The organism is Bacillus sp. FSL H8-0492 (assembly GCF_038006145.1).
Lineage (GTDB): Bacteria > Bacillota > Bacilli > Bacillales > Bacillaceae_G > Bacillus_A > Bacillus_A mycoides.
In genome coordinates this window covers 90,001-108,440 of sequence record NZ_JBBOUP010000001.1, presented here as the reverse complement: position 1 = coordinate 108,440, position 18,440 = coordinate 90,001, and the positions used below count along the sequence as shown (strand labels likewise).

At 39.4% G+C, this 18,440-nt stretch carries 15 protein-coding genes, 2 rRNA genes and 1 other annotated feature (1 of these 18 running past the window's edge); all 17 genes read right to left on the bottom strand.

Annotated features, from left to right (window positions below):
• Window positions 1-43: 43 nt before the first annotated feature.
• The gene (locus MHH66_RS00580; protein WP_063218466.1) at window positions 44-556 is read right to left on the bottom strand and encodes an NYN domain-containing protein; all 513 of its coding nucleotides are present in this window, start codon (window positions 554-556) and stop codon (window positions 44-46) included.
• 3 nt (window positions 557-559) lie between these two features.
• Window positions 560-1,303 (bottom strand): 23S rRNA (guanosine(2251)-2'-O)-methyltransferase RlmB, encoded by a 744-nt coding sequence (rlmB, locus tag MHH66_RS00575; RefSeq protein ID WP_002091503.1) that lies wholly within the window; start codon window positions 1,301-1,303, stop codon window positions 560-562.
• A complete protein-coding gene (locus MHH66_RS00570) occupies window positions 1,300-1,707 on the bottom strand; it encodes a Mini-ribonuclease 3 (protein ID WP_002009804.1) in 408 nt (135 codons plus the stop codon). Before MHH66_RS00570 ends, rlmB begins: the two co-directional genes overlap by 4 nt.
• Before the next feature lie 2 nt (window positions 1,708-1,709).
• Window positions 1,710-3,107: a cysteine--tRNA ligase gene (gene cysS / locus MHH66_RS00565; protein ID WP_002091500.1), complete on the bottom strand. Its 1,398-nt coding sequence runs from the start codon at window positions 3,105-3,107 to the stop codon at window positions 1,710-1,712.
• A complete protein-coding gene (gene cysE / locus MHH66_RS00560) occupies window positions 3,088-3,753 on the bottom strand; it encodes a serine O-acetyltransferase (protein ID WP_078185654.1) in 666 nt (221 codons plus the stop codon). The genes cysS and cysE overlap by 20 nt, the downstream gene beginning before the upstream one ends.
• Before the next feature lie 137 nt (window positions 3,754-3,890).
• Window positions 3,891-4,136: a binding site (T-box leader), on the bottom strand.
• Window positions 4,137-4,183: 47 nt separating this feature from the next.
• Window positions 4,184-5,641 carry a glutamate--tRNA ligase gene (gltX, locus tag MHH66_RS00555; protein ID WP_002091496.1) on the bottom strand — a complete coding sequence of 486 codons (1,458 nt, stop codon included), beginning with the start codon at window positions 5,639-5,641 and terminating at the stop codon, window positions 4,184-4,186.
• Window positions 5,642-5,730: 89 nt separating this feature from the next.
• Window positions 5,731-6,207, bottom strand: coding sequence for a 2-C-methyl-D-erythritol 2,4-cyclodiphosphate synthase (ispF, locus tag MHH66_RS00550; protein WP_000488386.1), 477 nt, complete (start codon window positions 6,205-6,207; stop codon window positions 5,731-5,733).
• 113 nt (window positions 6,208-6,320) lie between these two features.
• A complete protein-coding gene (gene ispD / locus MHH66_RS00545; protein WP_063218467.1) occupies window positions 6,321-7,001 on the bottom strand; it encodes a 2-C-methyl-D-erythritol 4-phosphate cytidylyltransferase in 681 nt (226 codons plus the stop codon).
• Window positions 7,002-7,017: 16 nt separating this feature from the next.
• Window positions 7,018-8,121: a PIN/TRAM domain-containing protein gene (locus MHH66_RS00540; RefSeq protein ID WP_002063406.1), complete on the bottom strand. Its 1,104-nt coding sequence runs from the start codon at window positions 8,119-8,121 to the stop codon at window positions 7,018-7,020.
• A 160-nt stretch (window positions 8,122-8,281) separates the two neighbouring features.
• Window positions 8,282-9,355: a DNA integrity scanning diadenylate cyclase DisA gene (gene disA, locus MHH66_RS00535; protein ID WP_000392162.1), complete on the bottom strand. Its 1,074-nt coding sequence runs from the start codon at window positions 9,353-9,355 to the stop codon at window positions 8,282-8,284.
• A 3-nt stretch (window positions 9,356-9,358) separates the two neighbouring features.
• Entirely contained in the window at window positions 9,359-10,735 is a 1,377-nt protein-coding gene (radA, locus tag MHH66_RS00530; protein WP_002009817.1) for a DNA repair protein RadA, read from the bottom strand.
• A 94-nt stretch (window positions 10,736-10,829) separates the two neighbouring features.
• Complete coding sequence (clpC, locus tag MHH66_RS00525; RefSeq protein WP_002009819.1) at window positions 10,830-13,265, bottom strand: ATP-dependent protease ATP-binding subunit ClpC; 2,436 nt, start codon at window positions 13,263-13,265, stop codon at window positions 10,830-10,832.
• Window positions 13,266-13,287: 22 nt separating this feature from the next.
• The gene (locus MHH66_RS00520) at window positions 13,288-14,352 is read right to left on the bottom strand and encodes a protein arginine kinase (RefSeq protein ID WP_002167152.1); all 1,065 of its coding nucleotides are present in this window, start codon (window positions 14,350-14,352) and stop codon (window positions 13,288-13,290) included.
• A gap of 4 nt (window positions 14,353-14,356) precedes the next feature.
• Window positions 14,357-14,905, bottom strand: coding sequence for a UvrB/UvrC motif-containing protein (locus MHH66_RS00515; protein ID WP_002009823.1), 549 nt, complete (start codon window positions 14,903-14,905; stop codon window positions 14,357-14,359).
• A 169-nt stretch (window positions 14,906-15,074) separates the two neighbouring features.
• Complete coding sequence (ctsR, locus tag MHH66_RS00510) at window positions 15,075-15,536, bottom strand: transcriptional regulator CtsR (protein WP_002029353.1); 462 nt, start codon at window positions 15,534-15,536, stop codon at window positions 15,075-15,077.
• A gap of 213 nt (window positions 15,537-15,749) precedes the next feature.
• A 5S ribosomal RNA gene (gene rrf, locus MHH66_RS00505) occupies window positions 15,750-15,865 on the bottom strand.
• 50 nt (window positions 15,866-15,915) lie between these two features.
• Window positions 15,916-18,440, bottom strand: a 23S ribosomal RNA gene (locus tag MHH66_RS00500) (it continues 397 nt past the right edge of the window).

Below are 18,440 nucleotides of genomic sequence, written 5' to 3'. Positions count from 1 at the left end.
TTTAGCAATATTATACAGTAAAAAGATAAAGAGCGTCAATGCTTCAACGCTCTCCTCTTCTTAATTTTTCTAATTTTTCTGTAATATCTTCACTAAATATCTTTCGCATGGCGGGTTGCTTTTCTTTCGTGTCTTTTGTACACCTTCTTACTTGTTGTTCCATCGCTTGCACTTCTAACTCTAATTCACGCGCAGATTTTCGAAGTGCACCTTGCGCAAATATAATCCACTGCTCCGTATAATCCGAAGTTGCAACGTATATTTGTGTATTTATATTTCTAAGCTCAATCGCAAGTTGTTCTATCTTTTCATCTGCAGTTTGATTTTTTCTCGTGAATATTACTTCCACCCGTGATTGTTTCATCTTTTTTTCAATACCATAGACTGTATAGGCATCAAAGACAATCATTACCTTTGTGCCTGTATACCCTTGATAATTCGCCATCTTATCAATAAGTGCGTCTCTTGATGACTGTAAATCTACATCCCGCAGTTTCTTCAAGTCTCCCCAAGCCCCGATAATGTTGTAACCGTCAACGATTAAAATATCGTTCATTTTTTATTTACCAATTTCGTGACGTTTACGATATACCTCATACATTAACAAACTTGCGGCTACTGAAGCATTTAAGGATGTAACTTTACCGACCATCGGTAAAGTAATTAGGAAATCACACTTTTCACCAATAATACGACTCATACCTTTTCCTTCACTACCAATTACTAGTCCGATTGGCATATTACCATCTAAATTACGGTAATCTGTTTTCCCTTTGGCATCTGTACCAGCAATCCAAAGTCCACGTTCTTTTAATTCATCAATTGTACGCGATAAATTTGTTACACGTGCAACAGGAATATATTCAATTGCCCCAGTCGACGCTTTCGCAACTGACGCTGTAAGCCCCACCGCTCTTCTTTTTGGAATAATAACCCCATGAGCCCCTGTTGCATCCGCAGTACGCATAATAGAGCCTAAGTTATGCGGGTCTTCAATTTCATCTAAAATTAAGAAGAACGGATCTTCATTGCGTTTTTCTGCTAATTTAAACAAATCCTCTAACTCAGCATATTGATATGCAGCTACTTGAGCAATTACACCTTGATGATTACCCTCAACCAATTGATCTAATTTTTTCTTTGGTGCGTGTTGCAAAATAACCTTATTCTCTTTTGCTAATGCTAGTACAATTTGCACTTGTCCTTTGGCAGCACCTTCCGCTACCAAAATTTTATTAATATCTCTCCCCGCTCTTAAAGCTTCAATTACAGGGTTACGTCCGATAATATATTCACTACTCATGATGATGTGCTCCCTTCCTTTTCTTCCAAAACGTCAATCGCCTTATATACAATCTCGTCCAATCTTTCACGATTATTCAACAAGTGATGATAACCGATTAGCGCTTCAAAGGCTGTACTATGTCGATATGTTTGTACATCTGTATTTTTTGGAACAGTACCCGAATTCGCATTACGCCCTCTTCTTAATACCGCCTCTTCCTCTTCTGTCAAAAATGCCGTTTCTAATAAATGATAAACAACTTTCGCCTGTGCTTTTGCCGAAACAAAGCCCGTCCCTAAGCGATGTAATTGATTAGGGCGAACTGTCCCCTTTTGAAGGAGGTGATAGCGGATATATTGCTCATATACCGCATCACCCATATATGCTAAAGCTAAGCTGTTCAATTGCTTTGCATCAATCATTCTTATCCTCTTTTCCATCTTGTACCTTGAGCGGTATCTTCTAAAATAATATTACGTCCTTTTAAATCATCGCGAATTTGATCAGATAGTGCGAAGTCACGATTTTGACGAGCTTCAATACGCTTTTGGATTAGTGCTTCAATTTCTTCATCAAGCAACTCTTCTTGTGCTAATTCTAATCCTAAAATACTAAATAATGTTTCAAGTTGTTTTACATACGCTTCAATTACAACTTTAGAAGTATGTTCTTCTAACAAATATTGATTTGCGTGATTTGCTACGTTATATAATTCAGTAATCGCATTAGCCGTATTGAAATCATCATCCATCGCTTCTTCGAATGCAACCTGGAACTTTTCCATTTCAGCTAACCATTTTTCATTATGGTCCGTTAAATCCGTACTACTTTCCATACGATGCTTTAAGTTACCGTAAGCTGTTTTAATTCTTTCTAGTCCATTATTAGTACTTTGCAATAAATCCTCGCTAAAGTTAATTGGGTGACGGTAATGTACCGATAGCATAAAGAACCTGATTAACTGTGGATCATATTGTTTAATGATATCGTGAACTAAAATGAAGTTTCCAAGCGACTTAGACATCTTCTCGTTATTAATATTAATATATCCGTTATGCATCCAATAACGTGCAAATGTTTTTCCAGTCAACGCCTCAGACTGCGCAATTTCATTTTCATGATGAGGAAATGCTAAATCTTGACCACCAGCATGAATATCAATTGTATCCCCTAAATATTTACGCGCCATTGCTGAGCATTCAATATGCCACCCTGGGCGTCCTTTCCCCCAAGGGCTTTCCCAGAAGATTTCTCCTTCTTTCGCAGCTTTCCATAAAGCAAAATCAAGAGGGTCTTGTTTCTTTTCTCCTACTTCAATACGTGCACCGTGACGTAAGTCTGCAATCGGTTGATGTGATAATTTACCGTAACCTTCGAATTCTTTCGTTTTAAAGTACACATCACCTTCTGATTCATATGCATACCCTTTATTCACAAGTTCTTGAATAAATTCAATAATGATATCCATATTTTCCGTTACACGTGGATGAACCGTTGCATGTTTGCAACCTAGTGCCGTTACATCTTCAAAGTAAGCTTCAACAAAACGATCTGCAATTGTTGGCACATCTTCACCTAATTCGTTTGCCGCCTTAATTAATTTATCATCCACGTCAGTAAAGTTAGATACATACTGCACATCATATCCTTTATATTCTAAGTAACGGCGTACTGTATCAAACACCATAGGTGGTCTTGCATTCCCAATGTGAATGTAGTTATACACTGTAGGTCCGCACACATACATCTTTACCTTATTTTCTTCTAATGGCATAAACTCTTCTTTTTGACGCGTTAACGTATTATAAATGTGAATAGTCATTTTTATCCTTCCTTCCTACCTTTACTTCAAGTTGCTTTCTCAATTTATCAAGTTCTACTTCCATAACCTTTAATTTATCAAAAATCGGATCCGGAAGATCAGAATGATTTAATTCTTGACCAATCTTTACTCCATTTTGAATAACGACTCGGCCAGGTATACCTACAACTGTAGAATGCGCAGGAACTTCCTTTAACACGACAGATCCTGCTCCAATTTTAGAATTCTCTCCAATAGTAATAGAACCTAGTACTTTAGCACCTGTTGCAATTAATACATTATCCTGAATTGTAGGGTGCCTCTTTCCTTTTTCTTTACCTGTACCACCTAATGTGACACCTTGATAAATTGTTACGTTTTCGCCAATTTCACACGTTTCTCCAATTACAACCCCCATTCCATGATCAATGAAAAAACGACGACCAATAGTTGCTCCTGGATGAATCTCAATGCCAGTAAAAAAACGGCTAACTTGCGAAATCCAACGTGCCATAAAGAAAAAATTCCTTTTATAAAAAGCATGTGCAATTCGATGGGCCCAAACTGCATGTAATCCAGAGTAAGTTAAAATGACTTCGAAATAACTTCTTGCCGCTGGATCCTGTTCAAAAACGACTTCAATATCTTCCCGAATCCTCTTAAACATCGATGTTCCCTCCCCTTTATGGGCTGCTTTTTTCGAGTGAACTAACTCCCCACTTCCCCCTAAATCTTTATACAAGGGGATAAAACTTATACTCACACCATTTACATGGTATAAAAAAAAGACGCCTCTGTCATATAGACAGAGACGCCTTTTAAGCGCGGTTCCACTCTGTTTAGGCTAAAGAAGCCTCAAACTCATCCATGATAACGGTTTACACCGCTTCTGTTTACTTTGCGCCCTAAGACGTTCCGCGAAATACTTCGCTGTTCAACAGAAGACTCGAAGGGGCATTTCAAAAATCCGCTTATAAACCACTTCCAGCCTAAGGGTGGTTCTCTCTGTAAAAAGCCTGATTTTTTACTTCTCCTTCTCGTCGCTTTTCCTTATTAGATTTTAGATATACTTATTATATTGCTAAACCTAGAAAATGTTAACCAATTACTTTTTGAATACGATTTAAAACTTTTTCTTTTCCAAGAAGAGCAATAGCGTTAGGAAGCTCTGGACCATGTGTTTGTCCAGTAGTAGCAACACGGATTGGCATAAATAGGTTTTTACCTTTATGTCCTGTTTCTTTTTGAACTGCTTTAATAGCCGCCTTAACTGCCGCTGGCTCCATTGCTTCTAAAGCTTCTAATTGATCGGCAAATGCACGAAGTACTTCAGGTACTTGTTCACCTTTCAATACTTCTTGTCCCTCTTCTTCATGATCAACATGATCTTTAAAGAACATTTCAGAAAGCTCTACAATTTCAGCTCCAAAGCTCATTTGGTCATGATATAAAGCAATTACATCACGAACCCACGCTTGTTCTTGTTCGCTTAAGTTTTCACCTACGCGACCCGCCTTCACTAAATGCGGTAAGCTTAGTTCAACAACCGTATCTAAATCTTGTTTTTTCATATATTGGTTGTTCATCCATTTTAGTTTTTGGGAATCAAATAATGCAGGTGATTTTGATAAACGAGCTGCATCAAACATTTTGATAAACTCATCTTGAGAGAAGACTTCTTCTTCACCTACTGGTGACCAACCTAGTAATGCAATAAAGTTAAAAATTGCTTCTGGAAGATATCCAAGCTCTTTATATTGCTCAATAAATTGAATAATAGATTCGTCACGCTTACTTAGCTTTTTACGGCTTTCGTTTACAATTAAAGTCATATGACCGAACTTCGGGATATCCCAACCGAAAGCTTCATAAATCATCATTTGTTTTGGCGTGTTTGAAATATGATCATCACCACGAAGTACGTGTGTAATCTCCATTAAGTGATCATCTACCGCTACCGCAAAGTTATAAGTTGGAATTCCATCTTTTTTCACGATAACGAAATCACCAAAATCATTTGAATGGAATGCAACTTCATCTTTTACGAGATCTTTAAACGTGTAGTCGCTATCAGCCGGCACACGGAAGCGAATACTTGGAATACGGCCTTCAGCCTCAAATCCTTTAATTTGCTCCTCAGTTAAATCACGGTGGTTTCCTGCATAACGCGGTGTTTCACCACGAGCGATTTGACCTTCACGCTCTGCTTCTAGCTCTTCTTCTGTCATATAACATTTGTAAGCTAAATCACGCTCTAATAAATCTTTATATAATTTTTTATAAATATCTAAACGCTCTGTTTGACGATATGGTCCAAATTCACCACCAACATCAACACCTTCATCCCAGTCCATACCGAGCCATTTCAAGTATTTTAATTGGCTTTCTTCTCCACCAGCAACATTACGTTTCACATCAGTATCTTCAATACGAATAATAAACTTACCATCTTGATGACGAGCAAATAAATAATTAAATAATGCCGTACGCGCATTTCCGATATGTAAGTGTCCTGTTGGACTTGGCGCATAGCGCACTCTCACTTGCTTTTCCATAGTTGGTACACCTTCCAATCTTAATGTCAACACATTCTATAATTGTACACCAAAAAAACGTGATTATCCATCTTACGAATTAAAAACCACTATTTTTTCTGTAATAAAACAACCGCTTGAGAAGCAATCCCTTCTTCTCTACCTGTAAATCCTAATTTTTCTGTTGTTGTTGCCTTTACATTAATATTATCAATAGACGTTTCTAATAGTTCACTAATGCGTTTACGCATGCTTTCAATATGCGGTGCCATTTTTGGCTTTTGGGCAATAATTGTACAATCTAGGTTCCCTAGCTCATAACCTTGTTCACGCACAAATTCCCAAACCTTTTGTAACAATACAGCTGAATCCGCATCTTTAAAGGCAGGATCTGTATCGGGAAAATGTTTTCCAATATCTCCTGCTGCAATTGCTCCTAGACATGCGTCAGCAATCGTATGTAACAATACATCTGCATCCGAGTGACCGATTAATCCTTTTTCATGAGGAATTGTAATTCCACCGATAATTAACGGTCTACCTTCCGCAAATTCATGTACATCAAAACCTTGTCCAATTCGAAACATTCTTTACATCCTCCTCAATCTAAACTACTTTATGAATTCTATATTATATTGCTATCTCTATAAAGAAAAGCCCGGCAACTGCCGAGCTTTTCTTTACTATAATACCATCACTTCTATTTCTTCTGAACATGAAGGAAACTTTCAGCAATTAGTAAATCCTCTGGAGTCGTTACTTTAATATTATAGTAACTCCCCTCTACTACGCCTACTTTCTTCCCTACACGTTCTACGAGACTTGCGTCATCTGTACCAAGAAAACAACTTTGCTTTGCACTTCTATGAGCTTCTAATAAAAGAGGAACAGAAAATCCTTGCGGTGTTTGAACCGCTTTAAGCTGAGAACGTTCTACCGTTTCAACAACAACACCCTGTTCTACTTTCTTAATGGTATCCTTCACTGGCACCGCACAAATGGAAGCACCATATTTCTCTGCTGCAGTTAATACATCTTGCATCATCTTATTCGTTACGAACGGGCGCGCACCATCGTGTACGAGAACATATTCAACACCAATCACATACTGAAGCGCATTATACACACTATCTTGTCTTTCGGCCCCGCCTTGAATAAATTGCACCTGCTTTTCAACCGGGTACTTCTGCATTAACTCCTCAAAATAAGGGCGTTCCTCTTCGTTAATTGCCATGATAATACGTTTACATGCTTTATCTTTTTCAAAAGCACGTAATGTATGCACAATGATAGGTACTCCATTTATAAGTAAGAACAACTTGTTTTTGCCAGCACCCATCCGTTTCCCTTGACCCGCTGCTGGAATAATTAACGTATACATATTAATAATCCTCTACTTATAATGCTTTTTCTAATAATTTACGTTTTGCGAAAATCATACGACCAGCCGATGTTTGCAACACACTTGTAACTAGTACATTAAGTTGCGAACCGACATATTCTCTACCGTCTTCTACTACAATCATCGTGCCATCATCTAAATATGCCACACCTTGATTTTGTTCTTTACCATCTTTCACAACATAAACACTTAATTCTTCGCCAGGGAGTACGACTGGTTTAATTGCATTTGCTAAATCGTTAATGTTTAATACTGTTACTCCTTGTAATTCAGAAACTTTGTTTAAGTTGAAATCATTTGTTACAACAGTTCCACCAGTGATTTTAGCTAACTTTACAAGCTTGCTATCCACCTCTTGGATATCCTCAAAATCGCCTTCATAAATTTCCACCGGAATTGGTAGCTCTTTTTGAATACGATTTAAAATGTCTAATCCTCTGCGACCACGATTACGCTTTAAAGCATCAGAAGAATCGGCAATATGCTGAAGCTCTTCTAATACGAATTGTGGAATCACAATTGTTCCTTCTAAAAACTTCGTTTGGCAAATATCCGCAATACGTCCATCAATAATTACACTTGTATCGAGAATTTTCCAATGAGTTGTAGATTTTTCTACCTCTACCTCTTCGTTCTCGCTATTGTTTTTCTTCTTACCTCCACGCTGGGGTAATGTAAATAATCCTAGCAATTCATTTCTCTTTTTAAATCCTACTTGGAATCCTAAATAACCAAGTAAAAGAGTAAAGAACACTTGTAATACTGTACTAATGACTGGAATCGTGAATTCACGAATTGGTATCAAAATTAAATATGCAACAATAAGACCAGAGATCAACCCTAATGTACCAAATAAAACATCCGCTACCGGTGCCTTTACAAGGGCTTCTTCGATATGTTTAATAAGTTGAACAATATAATCCACAAGCCAAAATGTTGTTAAAAATAAAATAATTGCACCAATAATTGCACGAACGTACGATCCCTCAAGCAAAGGAACAGCACCAACGTCCAATACATTAATAACTTTTGGGATTAGAAAAATCCCTAACGCTCCCCCAATCACTAAAAAGAAGAGCTGTACGATCCTTTTTAACATCCAACCACCTCCTACTCATTATTAACCATTGTTTTGCTAATCAAAACGCCGAATGCAAAAGCGGACGTGTTTTTTTGTAAATAGTTTTATTTACCAATATACCATATCATATAACAAAAATGTTCTAGTGTCGTTATATTATGGAATCAATGTAATATTCTTAATTGTGTCTACTCATATAGAGATGCTCTTGAATTCTTTTTAGGCCCTCTCGTATTTTCTTCGCCCTAACTTCCCCAATTCCTTCCACATCATCCAATTCATTAATAGTTGCACGACAAACACCTTGCAATGTTTTAAATCGATTAATTAAATTTTCAATGATAAGTGGTGGAACACGAGAAATTTTGCTTGCGATTCGGTATCCCCTCGGTGTCACGCTTTCTTCTAAGCTCATTTGCCCTGGATAGCCGAGCAATTTAACTAAATCGCTATCCTCTAAAAGCTGTGTATTTGCAAGATCTTGTAACTTTTTCAAAATTTGATGGTGATCCTGCGTTTTTTCTTGATAATAATCCTTAATTAATAACGCTGCCTCTGCTTCTAAGTCGGCTAGTAATTCTGTAAGTTGTAAACGAATTAACCTTCCTTCCGTTCCTAACTCATGAATGTAGCTCACTATTTCATTTTTAATACGCAGTACCATTTCAACACTATGTAAAACGTGGACTACCTCGGACATTGTAACGACCTCTTCAAATTCTAGAATGCCCAAATTCGTAATCCCATCATTCCATACAGCTTTATATTTTTCTAACGTTTGAATAGCTTGGTTTGCCTTTGTTAAAATTACACCTATATCTTTTAGTGTATAACGTAAGTTCCCTTGATATAGTGTAATTACGTTACGTCTTTGTGAAATAGCCACAACAAGGCTAGCCGTCTGCTTTGCTACACGCTCTGCCGTTCGGTGACGCATACCTGTTTCAATAGAATCAATGGATGGATCTGGAACTAATTGTGCATTTGCAATTAAAATTTTGCTCCCAGTTTCATTTAAAATAAGTGCCCCATCCATTTTTGCTAATTCATATAAACTAGCCGGTGAGAATGCACAATTAATGTGAAATCCTCCATCAACAATACTTTTAATCTGCTCATTATACCCAAGAACAATTAGCCCTCCAGTTTGCGCACGAAGTACGTTATCTATCCCTTCGCGTAGTGGTGTTCCTGGGGCAACAAGCTGTAGAATATTAATCATACTTTTGACACGTTGCTTGTTTTCCTCCATAGCCTAGCCTCCTAATGTCAAACGAAGCGCTTCTCCTAAATTAGAAACACCTACTACCTCAATCCCATCTGGAATTGTCCATCCTCCCAAATTTTTTCTAGGAATAATAGCACGTTGAAATCCTAATTTCGCTGCTTCTTGTACACGTTGTTCAATTCTTGATACTCTTCTTATTTCTCCAGTTAGGCCTACTTCTCCTATTACCGCATCGGCTGGTGCAGTAGCTTTATCTCTGAAGCTTGAAGCAATACTTAAGGCGACAGCTAAATCGATTGCTGGTTCATCTAATTTCAAGCCACCCGCAACTTTTAAATATGCGTCTTGATTTTGCAACAATAAACCTGTTCTTTTTTCTAGCACTGCCATAATAAGTGAAACGCGGTTATGATCAATTCCCGTCGCCATTCTTCGAGGATTTCCAAAACTAGTAGGGGAGATTAATGCTTGTATTTCTACTAAAACCGGTCTTGTTCCTTCCATGGAAGCAACCACTGTGGATCCTGCAACTCCAACTGGACGTTCCTCAAGGAAAATTTCAGAAGGATTTAGTACTTCTGCAAGACCTAGTTCCTTCATTTCAAAGATACCCATTTCATTTGTGGAACCAAAACGGTTCTTCACAGCTCGCAAAATACGATATGTATGGTGACGATCTCCTTCAAAGTAAAGAACTGCATCAACCATATGTTCTAGCATACGTGGTCCTGCAATTGCACCTTCTTTTGTCACATGTCCGACGATAAAAATAGGAATCCCTTTCGTCTTTGCAAGTTTCATTAATTCCGCTGTACATTCACGTACTTGTGTTACACTCCCTGGGGCTGACGTCACTTCAGGTAAATGTATCGTCTGAATGGAGTCAATAACAACAAAAGCTGGATTCATCTCTTCAATGTGCGCTGCAATTCTCTGTAAATCAGTCTCTGCTACAACAAATAGATTACTACCCTTTACATGCAAACGATCTGCACGCAGTTTGATCTGCTTTGCTGACTCCTCACCTGATATGTATAGTACATCATATGAAGAATCTGCTAATTGCGATGAAATTTGTAATAACAATGTTGATTTCCCAATCCCAGGGTCTCCACCAATAAGTACTAAAGATCCATCTACAATCCCGCCACCAAGTACACGGTTAAACTCTTGAAATTTCGTTTCAATACGCGCCTCAGACTTTGTTTCTACCTCTGTTAAGCGTCTTGGTTTTGTTACTTCTGATTGAATTGCATTGGCATAATTAAGGCGTCTTGATGATACAACTGGTTCCATCTCTTCAACAAGCGTATTCCATTGACCACATCCAGGACATTTCCCCATATATTTTGGCGACTGATAACCACATTCTTGACATGTAAATTTTGTTTTCTTTTTAGCCATATCTTTTATAGTTCACTTCACTTTCATCTACAAACGTTTATCCTTCTCGTACAAGAAAGAGGGCTATCGCGTAGCCCTCTTTGTTTGTCTATACTTATTTTACCTTTTCCGCACTATGAATGACAAATGATTCTCCTTCTATATCAAAGATAACTTTTTGTCCTTTCTCAATAGCACCTTTTAACAGTTCTTCTGATAGTCTATCTTCTACATGTTTTTGAATTGCTCTACGAAGCGGACGAGCACCGTACTCTCGATCAAATCCTTTATCAGCAATTGCTGAAATTGCTCCTTCTGTTAAGTGCAATTCAATCTCTTGTTCTTTTAAGCGTTTCACTAACTGATTCACCATAAGAGTTACAATTTCTTGAATATGTTTTTTCTCAAGCATATGGAACACGATAATTTCATCAATACGGTTTAAGAATTCTGGACGAAATGCTTTTTTCAATTCATCCATTACTTTACCTTTCATATCTGAATAATCGCGGCTCTCATCTTGTACGTTAAATCCAAGATGTTTATTACGTTTTAATGCGTCTGCACCAACATTAGACGTCATAATAACAATTGTATTACGGAAATCAACTGTACGTCCTTTAGAATCTGTTAAACGGCCATCTTCTAATACTTGTAGTAAAATATTAAACACATCAGGATGAGCTTTCTCTACTTCATCTAATAAGACAACTGAATATGGCTTACGACGAACTTTCTCTGTTAATTGTCCACCTTCTTCATATCCAACATATCCTGGAGGAGATCCAACTAAACGAGAAGTAGAATGCTTTTCCATGTACTCAGACATATCGATGCGGATCATTGCATCCTCATCACCGAACATAGATTCTGCTAATGCCCTTGCTAGTTCTGTTTTACCTACACCAGTAGGTCCTAGGAAAATAAATGAGCCAATTGGACGTTTCGGATCTTTTAATCCCGCTCTCGCACGACGAACAGCTTTTGCCACAGCTACAACTGCTTCATCCTGCCCAATTAAACGATCATGTAAAATTGATTCCAAGTTTAATAATTTATCTGTCTCTGTTTGTGCAAGTTTAGAAACTGGAATACGTGTCCATGTGGAAACGACATTTGCAATATCTTCTACTGTTACTTCTGAGTTTTCTTGTCCTTGTTTCTCTTTCCACTGACGCTTTGTATCTTCTAACTTTTCACGTAAACGTTGTTCCATATCACGTAAGGAAGCAGCTTTTTCAAATTCTTGGCTTTGTACAGCTGCATCTTTTTCTTTTCTAATTTCCTCAAGCTTCACTTCAAGCTCTTTTAAGTTTGGCGGTGTTGTATAAGAACGTAAGCGCACTTTTGATGCAGCCTCATCAATTAAATCGATTGCTTTATCAGGTAAAAAACGGTCTGTAATGTAACGATCTGAAAGTTTTACAGCTGCATCGATTGCATCATCTGTAATAGATACGCGGTGATGCGCCTCATAACGGTCACGTAAACCTTTTAAAATTTGAACTGATTCTTCTAAGTTTGGTTCATCAACATGAATTGGTTGGAAACGTCTTTCTAATGCCGCATCCTTTTCAATATATTTACGATATTCGTCTAAAGTTGTTGCACCAATACATTGTAATTCACCACGTGCTAAAGATGGTTTTAAAATATTCGATGCATCAATTGCACCTTCCGCCCCGCCTGCACCAATTAACGTATGAAGCTCATCAATAAATAGAATGATGTTACCAGCTTGGCGAATCTCATCCATCACTTTCTTTAAACGATCCTCAAATTCACCACGATATTTTGTTCCAGCAACAACTGTACCCATATCTAATGTCATAACACGCTTATCTCTTAAAGTTTCAGGAACTTCATTATTTACAATTTGCTGTGCTAATCCTTCCGCAATTGCTGTCTTACCTACACCAGGTTCTCCAATTAATACTGGATTGTTTTTTGTTCTACGGCTTAACACTTCAATTACACGTTGAATTTCTTTACTACGTCCAATAACAGGATCTAAACGATTTTCACGTGCAACAACTGTTAAATCACGTGCTAGACTGTCAAGTGTAGGTGTATTCGCATTTGTTGATGAACCACCCTGGTGACCTGAACTAGCTTCATTACTTCCAAGGAGTTGTAACACTTGTTGTCTTGCTTTATTTAGGCTTACACCTAAATTATTTAAAACGCGTGCTGCTACACCTTCACCTTCACGGATTAAACCAAGTAAAATATGTTCTGTTCCAACGTAGGAATGGCCTAGCTTACGAGCTTCGTCCATAGACAACTCAATAACTTTTTTAGCACGAGGTGTGTAATGTACTGTTTGAGAAGCTTCTGTTCCACGTCCAATTAATGCTTCTACCTCTTTTTGAACTTTCTCTGGACTTAATCCAAGAGCAATTAACGCTTTTGCTGCAATTCCTTCACCTTCGCGTACAAGCCCAAGTAAAATATGTTCTGTTCCAATATTATTATGCCCAATGCGAATTGCTTCCTCTTGAGATAAAGCTAATACTTTCTGTGCTCGTTCTGTAAATCTTCCAAACATCATAGAAATCGCCTCCTACTTGCGCTTAATTTTGTTCAATTCGTAATCGCTCACGGATTAAGGTTGCTCTTCGATAATCTCTTTCTTCTGGTCCTAAAGGTCCTCCTGCATATTGTTGCAAAATGCCTGGCTGAGTAAGAACCATTAACTCAGTTAAAATATTTCTCGATATACCTTGTATATATCCTAAGTCAATACCAAGCCGTACATCTGATAAGCAAGTGGCTGCTTCTGCAGATTGAATTAAACGACTGTTAGCTAGTATTCCGTAAGAACGATATACTTTATCTTCAAGCTCAATGCTTGAATTTTGTACAATTAATTCTCTAGCCGTTTTTTCTTGATGGATGATTTGTTGAATGACACTCTTTAAATCTGCAATAATATCTTCTTCTGATTTCCCTAGTGTCATTTGATTTGACACTTGAAATATATTACCTAACGCTTCGCTACCTTCACCGTATATTCCTCTTACTACTAACCCTAATTTTTGAATTACTTGTATAATACGGTTAATTCTTTTCGTTAAAACCAGTCCCGGCAAATGAATCATTACCGAAGCCCTTAATCCTGTACCGACGTTAGTGGGGCAACTCGTAATATATCCAAGCGATTCATCAAAAGCATATTCAACCTGCTCCTCGATCCAATTATCTATTTGATTGGCACTTTGAAGCGCCTCTGATAACTGTAAACCTGAAAATAGGCACTGAATCCTAACATGATCCTCTTCATTAAGCATGATACTTATATGTTCACTTTCTGATAGTAGGCATGCTCCGTATTCTGTTCCTGCAAGATTTGGACTAATTAAATGCTTCTCCACTAAAACTCTCCTTTGAAGAGGATTTAATTCATTCATTTTTAATAGTTCAAACTCCCCAAAAGGTTCTACAGTTTTTTTTATAAACTTCTTCTTAAATAACTCATGAATCTGCTTAGCTTCTTCCTCGTTTTGCATAGTAGAGAATTGATATTTTTTAAAATTACGAGCCAAACGAATTCGACTACTTAAAACAATATCAGAATCAGGGCCATCTCCCTTCATCCATGGACTAATCGCTTCATTCATGATTCTGTCCAGTGACATAGAACTATTCCCCCTCTCTATGCTCACTAAGCTGATTTACAAGACCTCGAATTTTATCTCGTACTTCAGCCGCTTTCTCAAATTCCTCTTTCTGTACATATTGTTTCAGATTGAGTTTTAGTTCATCTAATTCTTTCTTTAAGTAGATATTTCCTTCTATACGTTCAGGAATTTTTCCACAATGATCCGTATGCCCACCGTGAAGACGTTTTAACAACGGTTTTAAATGCCCCTTAAATGTATCGTAACAAGAAGCACATCCAAAGCGTCCCACTTTTGTAAATTGTTCATATGTCATCTTACAATTCGGACATCTTGATATATTTGTATTTGAAAATGCATCTTGCCCTTCTTCAAACATTGCCGGTTCACTATGCAATAATCCGGCTAATAGGTCATGGAATGAAAAATTAGACTGCGGTGATTGAAAGAAAGACGTATAGCCACTTTGTTCTGCACATTGCTCGCAAAGATGAACTTCCGCCTTTTTTCCGTTGATTACTTTTGTATAATGTAAAGTTGCTGGTCTTATATTACAGTTTTGACAAGTCATCGCTATCCCCCACCTTTACAACAGGAACGATCTATCTCATGATACTTTTCATACATTACTAGATTGTTCTCTTTCCTTAATCCATTTAGTAAAAGCACATGTCATCTTTCAAAATCCCTACAATATTAAACTGCATTATCTTAGCTATCATTCTTAACAAAAGTTATATTTATTTATATTTCAGTGTTCTTAACATTGCGCATAATATTCGAGCCCTAAGTTCATCTCGAGAAGGAACATCCATTAATAATACAGAACGATCTAGTACGCTTAACATAAGTTTAGCTTCACGATTTGTTATAATACCCTCTTCTATTAAACGTATAATCATGCTTTCTGCATTTCCTTGTGCAACGCTATGATCAATCATATGAAGCATTTGATCAATAATGTCTATATCATCATGCAGTTTGACTTTTATAATGCGAATGTAACCTCCTCCACCTCGTTTACTTTCTACTACGAATCCTCTTTCTAACGTAAAACGGGTATTGATTACATAGTTGATTTGAGACGGCACACAATCGAATCGATCAGCGACCTCATTCCTCTTGATTTCAATCGCATTATTATTGCTTAAGTCAATAACTTGCTTTAGATATTTCTCAATGATATCAGATATATTTCTCATTTATCCGCCACCTTTATTGACTTTGACTATCTTTGACTTTAATTATATACGTATTAAAAAAATTTGCAACTCTTTTGCTTATTCACTATCCTAGCCACATTTCCCTGTCTTTAATCAAAAGGACGATTCTTTAAGTAAAGATTTTTTAAATTACTATGAATTGTAAAAAGAAACACGAAAAAACACAAGTCAAAAGACTTGTGTTTTTATTTTGCTTGGCGACGTCCTACTCTCACAGGGACAAGGTCCCAACTACCATCGGCGCTAGAGAGCTTAACTTCCGTGTTCGGTATGGGAACGGGTGTGACCTCTCTGCCATCATCACCAAACTGATGAAGGTATATTCCTTCAAAACTAGATAACATTAGCTTCATATTATATGGTTAAGTCCTCGATCTATTAGTATTCGTCAGCTCCACATGTCACCATGCTTCCACCTCGAACCTATCAACCTGATCATCTTTCAGGGATCTTACTAGCTTACGCTATGGGAAATCTCATCTTGAGGGGGGCTTCATGCTTAGATGCTTTCAGCACTTATCCCTTCCGCACATAGCTACCCAGCTATGCCCTTGGCAGAACAACTGGTACACCAGCGGTGCGTCCATCCCGGTCCTCTCGTACTAAGGACAGCTCCTCTCAAATTTCCTGCGCCCACGACGGATAGGGACCGAACTGTCTCACGACGTTCTGAACCCAGCTCGCGTACCGCTTTAATGGGCGAACAGCCCAACCCTTGGGACCGACTACAGCCCCAGGATGCGATGAGCCGACATCGAGGTGCCAAACCTCCCCGTCGATGTGGACTCTTGGGGGAGATAAGCCTGTTATCCCCGGGGTAGCTTTTATCCGTTGAGCGATGGCCCTTCCATGCGGAACCACCGGATCACTAAGCCCGACTTTCGTCCCTGCTCGACTTGTAGGTCTCGCAGTCAAGCTCCCTTATGCCTTTGCACTCTACGAATGATTTCCAACCATTCTGAGGGAACCTTTGGGCGCCTCCGTTACACTTTAGGAGGCGACCGCCCCAGTCAAACTGCCCACCTGACACTGTCTCCCGGGTCGATAAGACCCGTAGGTTAGAATTTCAATACAGTCAGGGCGGTATCCCACCAGCGCCTCCACCGAAGCTAGCGCTCCGGTTTCAATGGCTCCCGCCTATCCTGTACAAACTGTACCAAAATTCAATATCAGGCTACAGTAAAGCTCCACGGGGTCTTTCCGTCCTGTCGCGGGTAACCTGCATCTTCACAGGTACTATAATTTCACCGAGTCTCTGGTTGAGACAGTGCCCAAATCGTTACACCTTTCGTGCGGGTCGGAACTTACCCGACAAGGAATTTCGCTACCTTAGGACCGTTATAGTTACGGCCGCCGTTTACTGGGGCTTCAGTTCAGAGCTTCGCTTACGCTAACCCCTCTCCTTAACCTTCCAGCACCGGGCAGGTGTCAGCCCCTATACTTCGCCTTACGGCTTCGCAGAGACCTGTGTTTTTGCTAAACAGTCGCTTGGGCCTATTCACTGCGGCTTTCCGTTAAGAAAGCACCCCTTCTCCCGAAGTTACGGGGTCATTTTGCCGAGTTCCTTAACCAGAGTTCTCTCGCACACCTTAGGATTCTCTCCTCGCCTACCTGTGTCGGTTTGCGGTACAGGCACCTTTTATCTCGCTAGAAGCTTTTCTTGGCAGCGGGGAATCAAAGACTTCGCTCCATAAGGAGCTTCCCCATCACAGCTCAGCCTTCACGATAAGCGGATTTGCCTACTTATCAGCCTAACTGCTTGGACGTGCACAACCAATCGCACGCTTCTTCTATCCTTCTGCGTCCCTCCATTGCTCAAACGATAAAGAGGTGGTACAGGAATATCAACCTGTTGTCCATCGCCTACGCCTGTCGGCCTCGGCTTAGGTCCTGACTAACCCTGAGCGGACGAGCCTTCCTCAGGAAACCTTAGGCATTCGGTGGACGGGATTCTCACCCGTCTTTCGCTACTCATACCGGCATTCTCACTTCTAAGCGCTCCACCAGTCCTTCCGGTCTGACTTCACTGCACTTAGAACGCTCCCCTACCACTGATACCATTGGTATCAATTCGCAGCTTCGGTGGTGTATTTAGCCCCGGTACATTTTCGGCGCAGAGTCACTCGACTAGTGAGCTATTACGCACTCTTTAAATGGTGGCTGCTTCTGAGCCAACATCCTAGTTGTCTAAGCAACTCCACATCCTTTTCCACTTAATACACACTTTGGGACCTTAGCTGGCGATCTGGGCTGTTTCCCTCTTGACTACGGATCTTATCACTCGCAGTCTGACTCCTAAGGATAAGTCATTGGCATTCGGAGTTTGACTGAATTCGGTAATCCGATGAGGACCCCTAGTTCAATCAGTGCTCTACCTCCAAGACTCTTACACTTAAGGCTAGCCCTAAAGCTATTTCGGGGAGAACCAGCTATCTCCAGGTTCGATTGGAATTTCTCCGCTACCCACACCTCATCCCCGCACTTTTCAACGTGCGTGGGTTCGGGCCTCCATTCAGTGTTACCTGAACTTCACCCTGGACATGGGTAGATCACCTGGTTTCGGGTCTACGACCACGTACTAAACGCCCTATTCAGACTCGCTTTCGCTGCGGCTCCGCCTCTTCAGCTTAACCTCGCACGGGATCGTAACTCGCCGGTTCATTCTACAAAAGGCACGCCATCACCCATTAACGGGCTCTGACTATTTGTAGGCACACGGTTTCAGGATCTCTTTCACTCCCCTTCCGGGGTGCTTTTCACCTTTCCCTCACGGTACTGGTTCACTATCGATCACTAGGGAGTATTTAGCCTTGGGAGATGGTCCTCCCAGATTCCGACGGAATTTCACGTGTTCCGCCGTACTCAGGATACATTCAAGAGAGA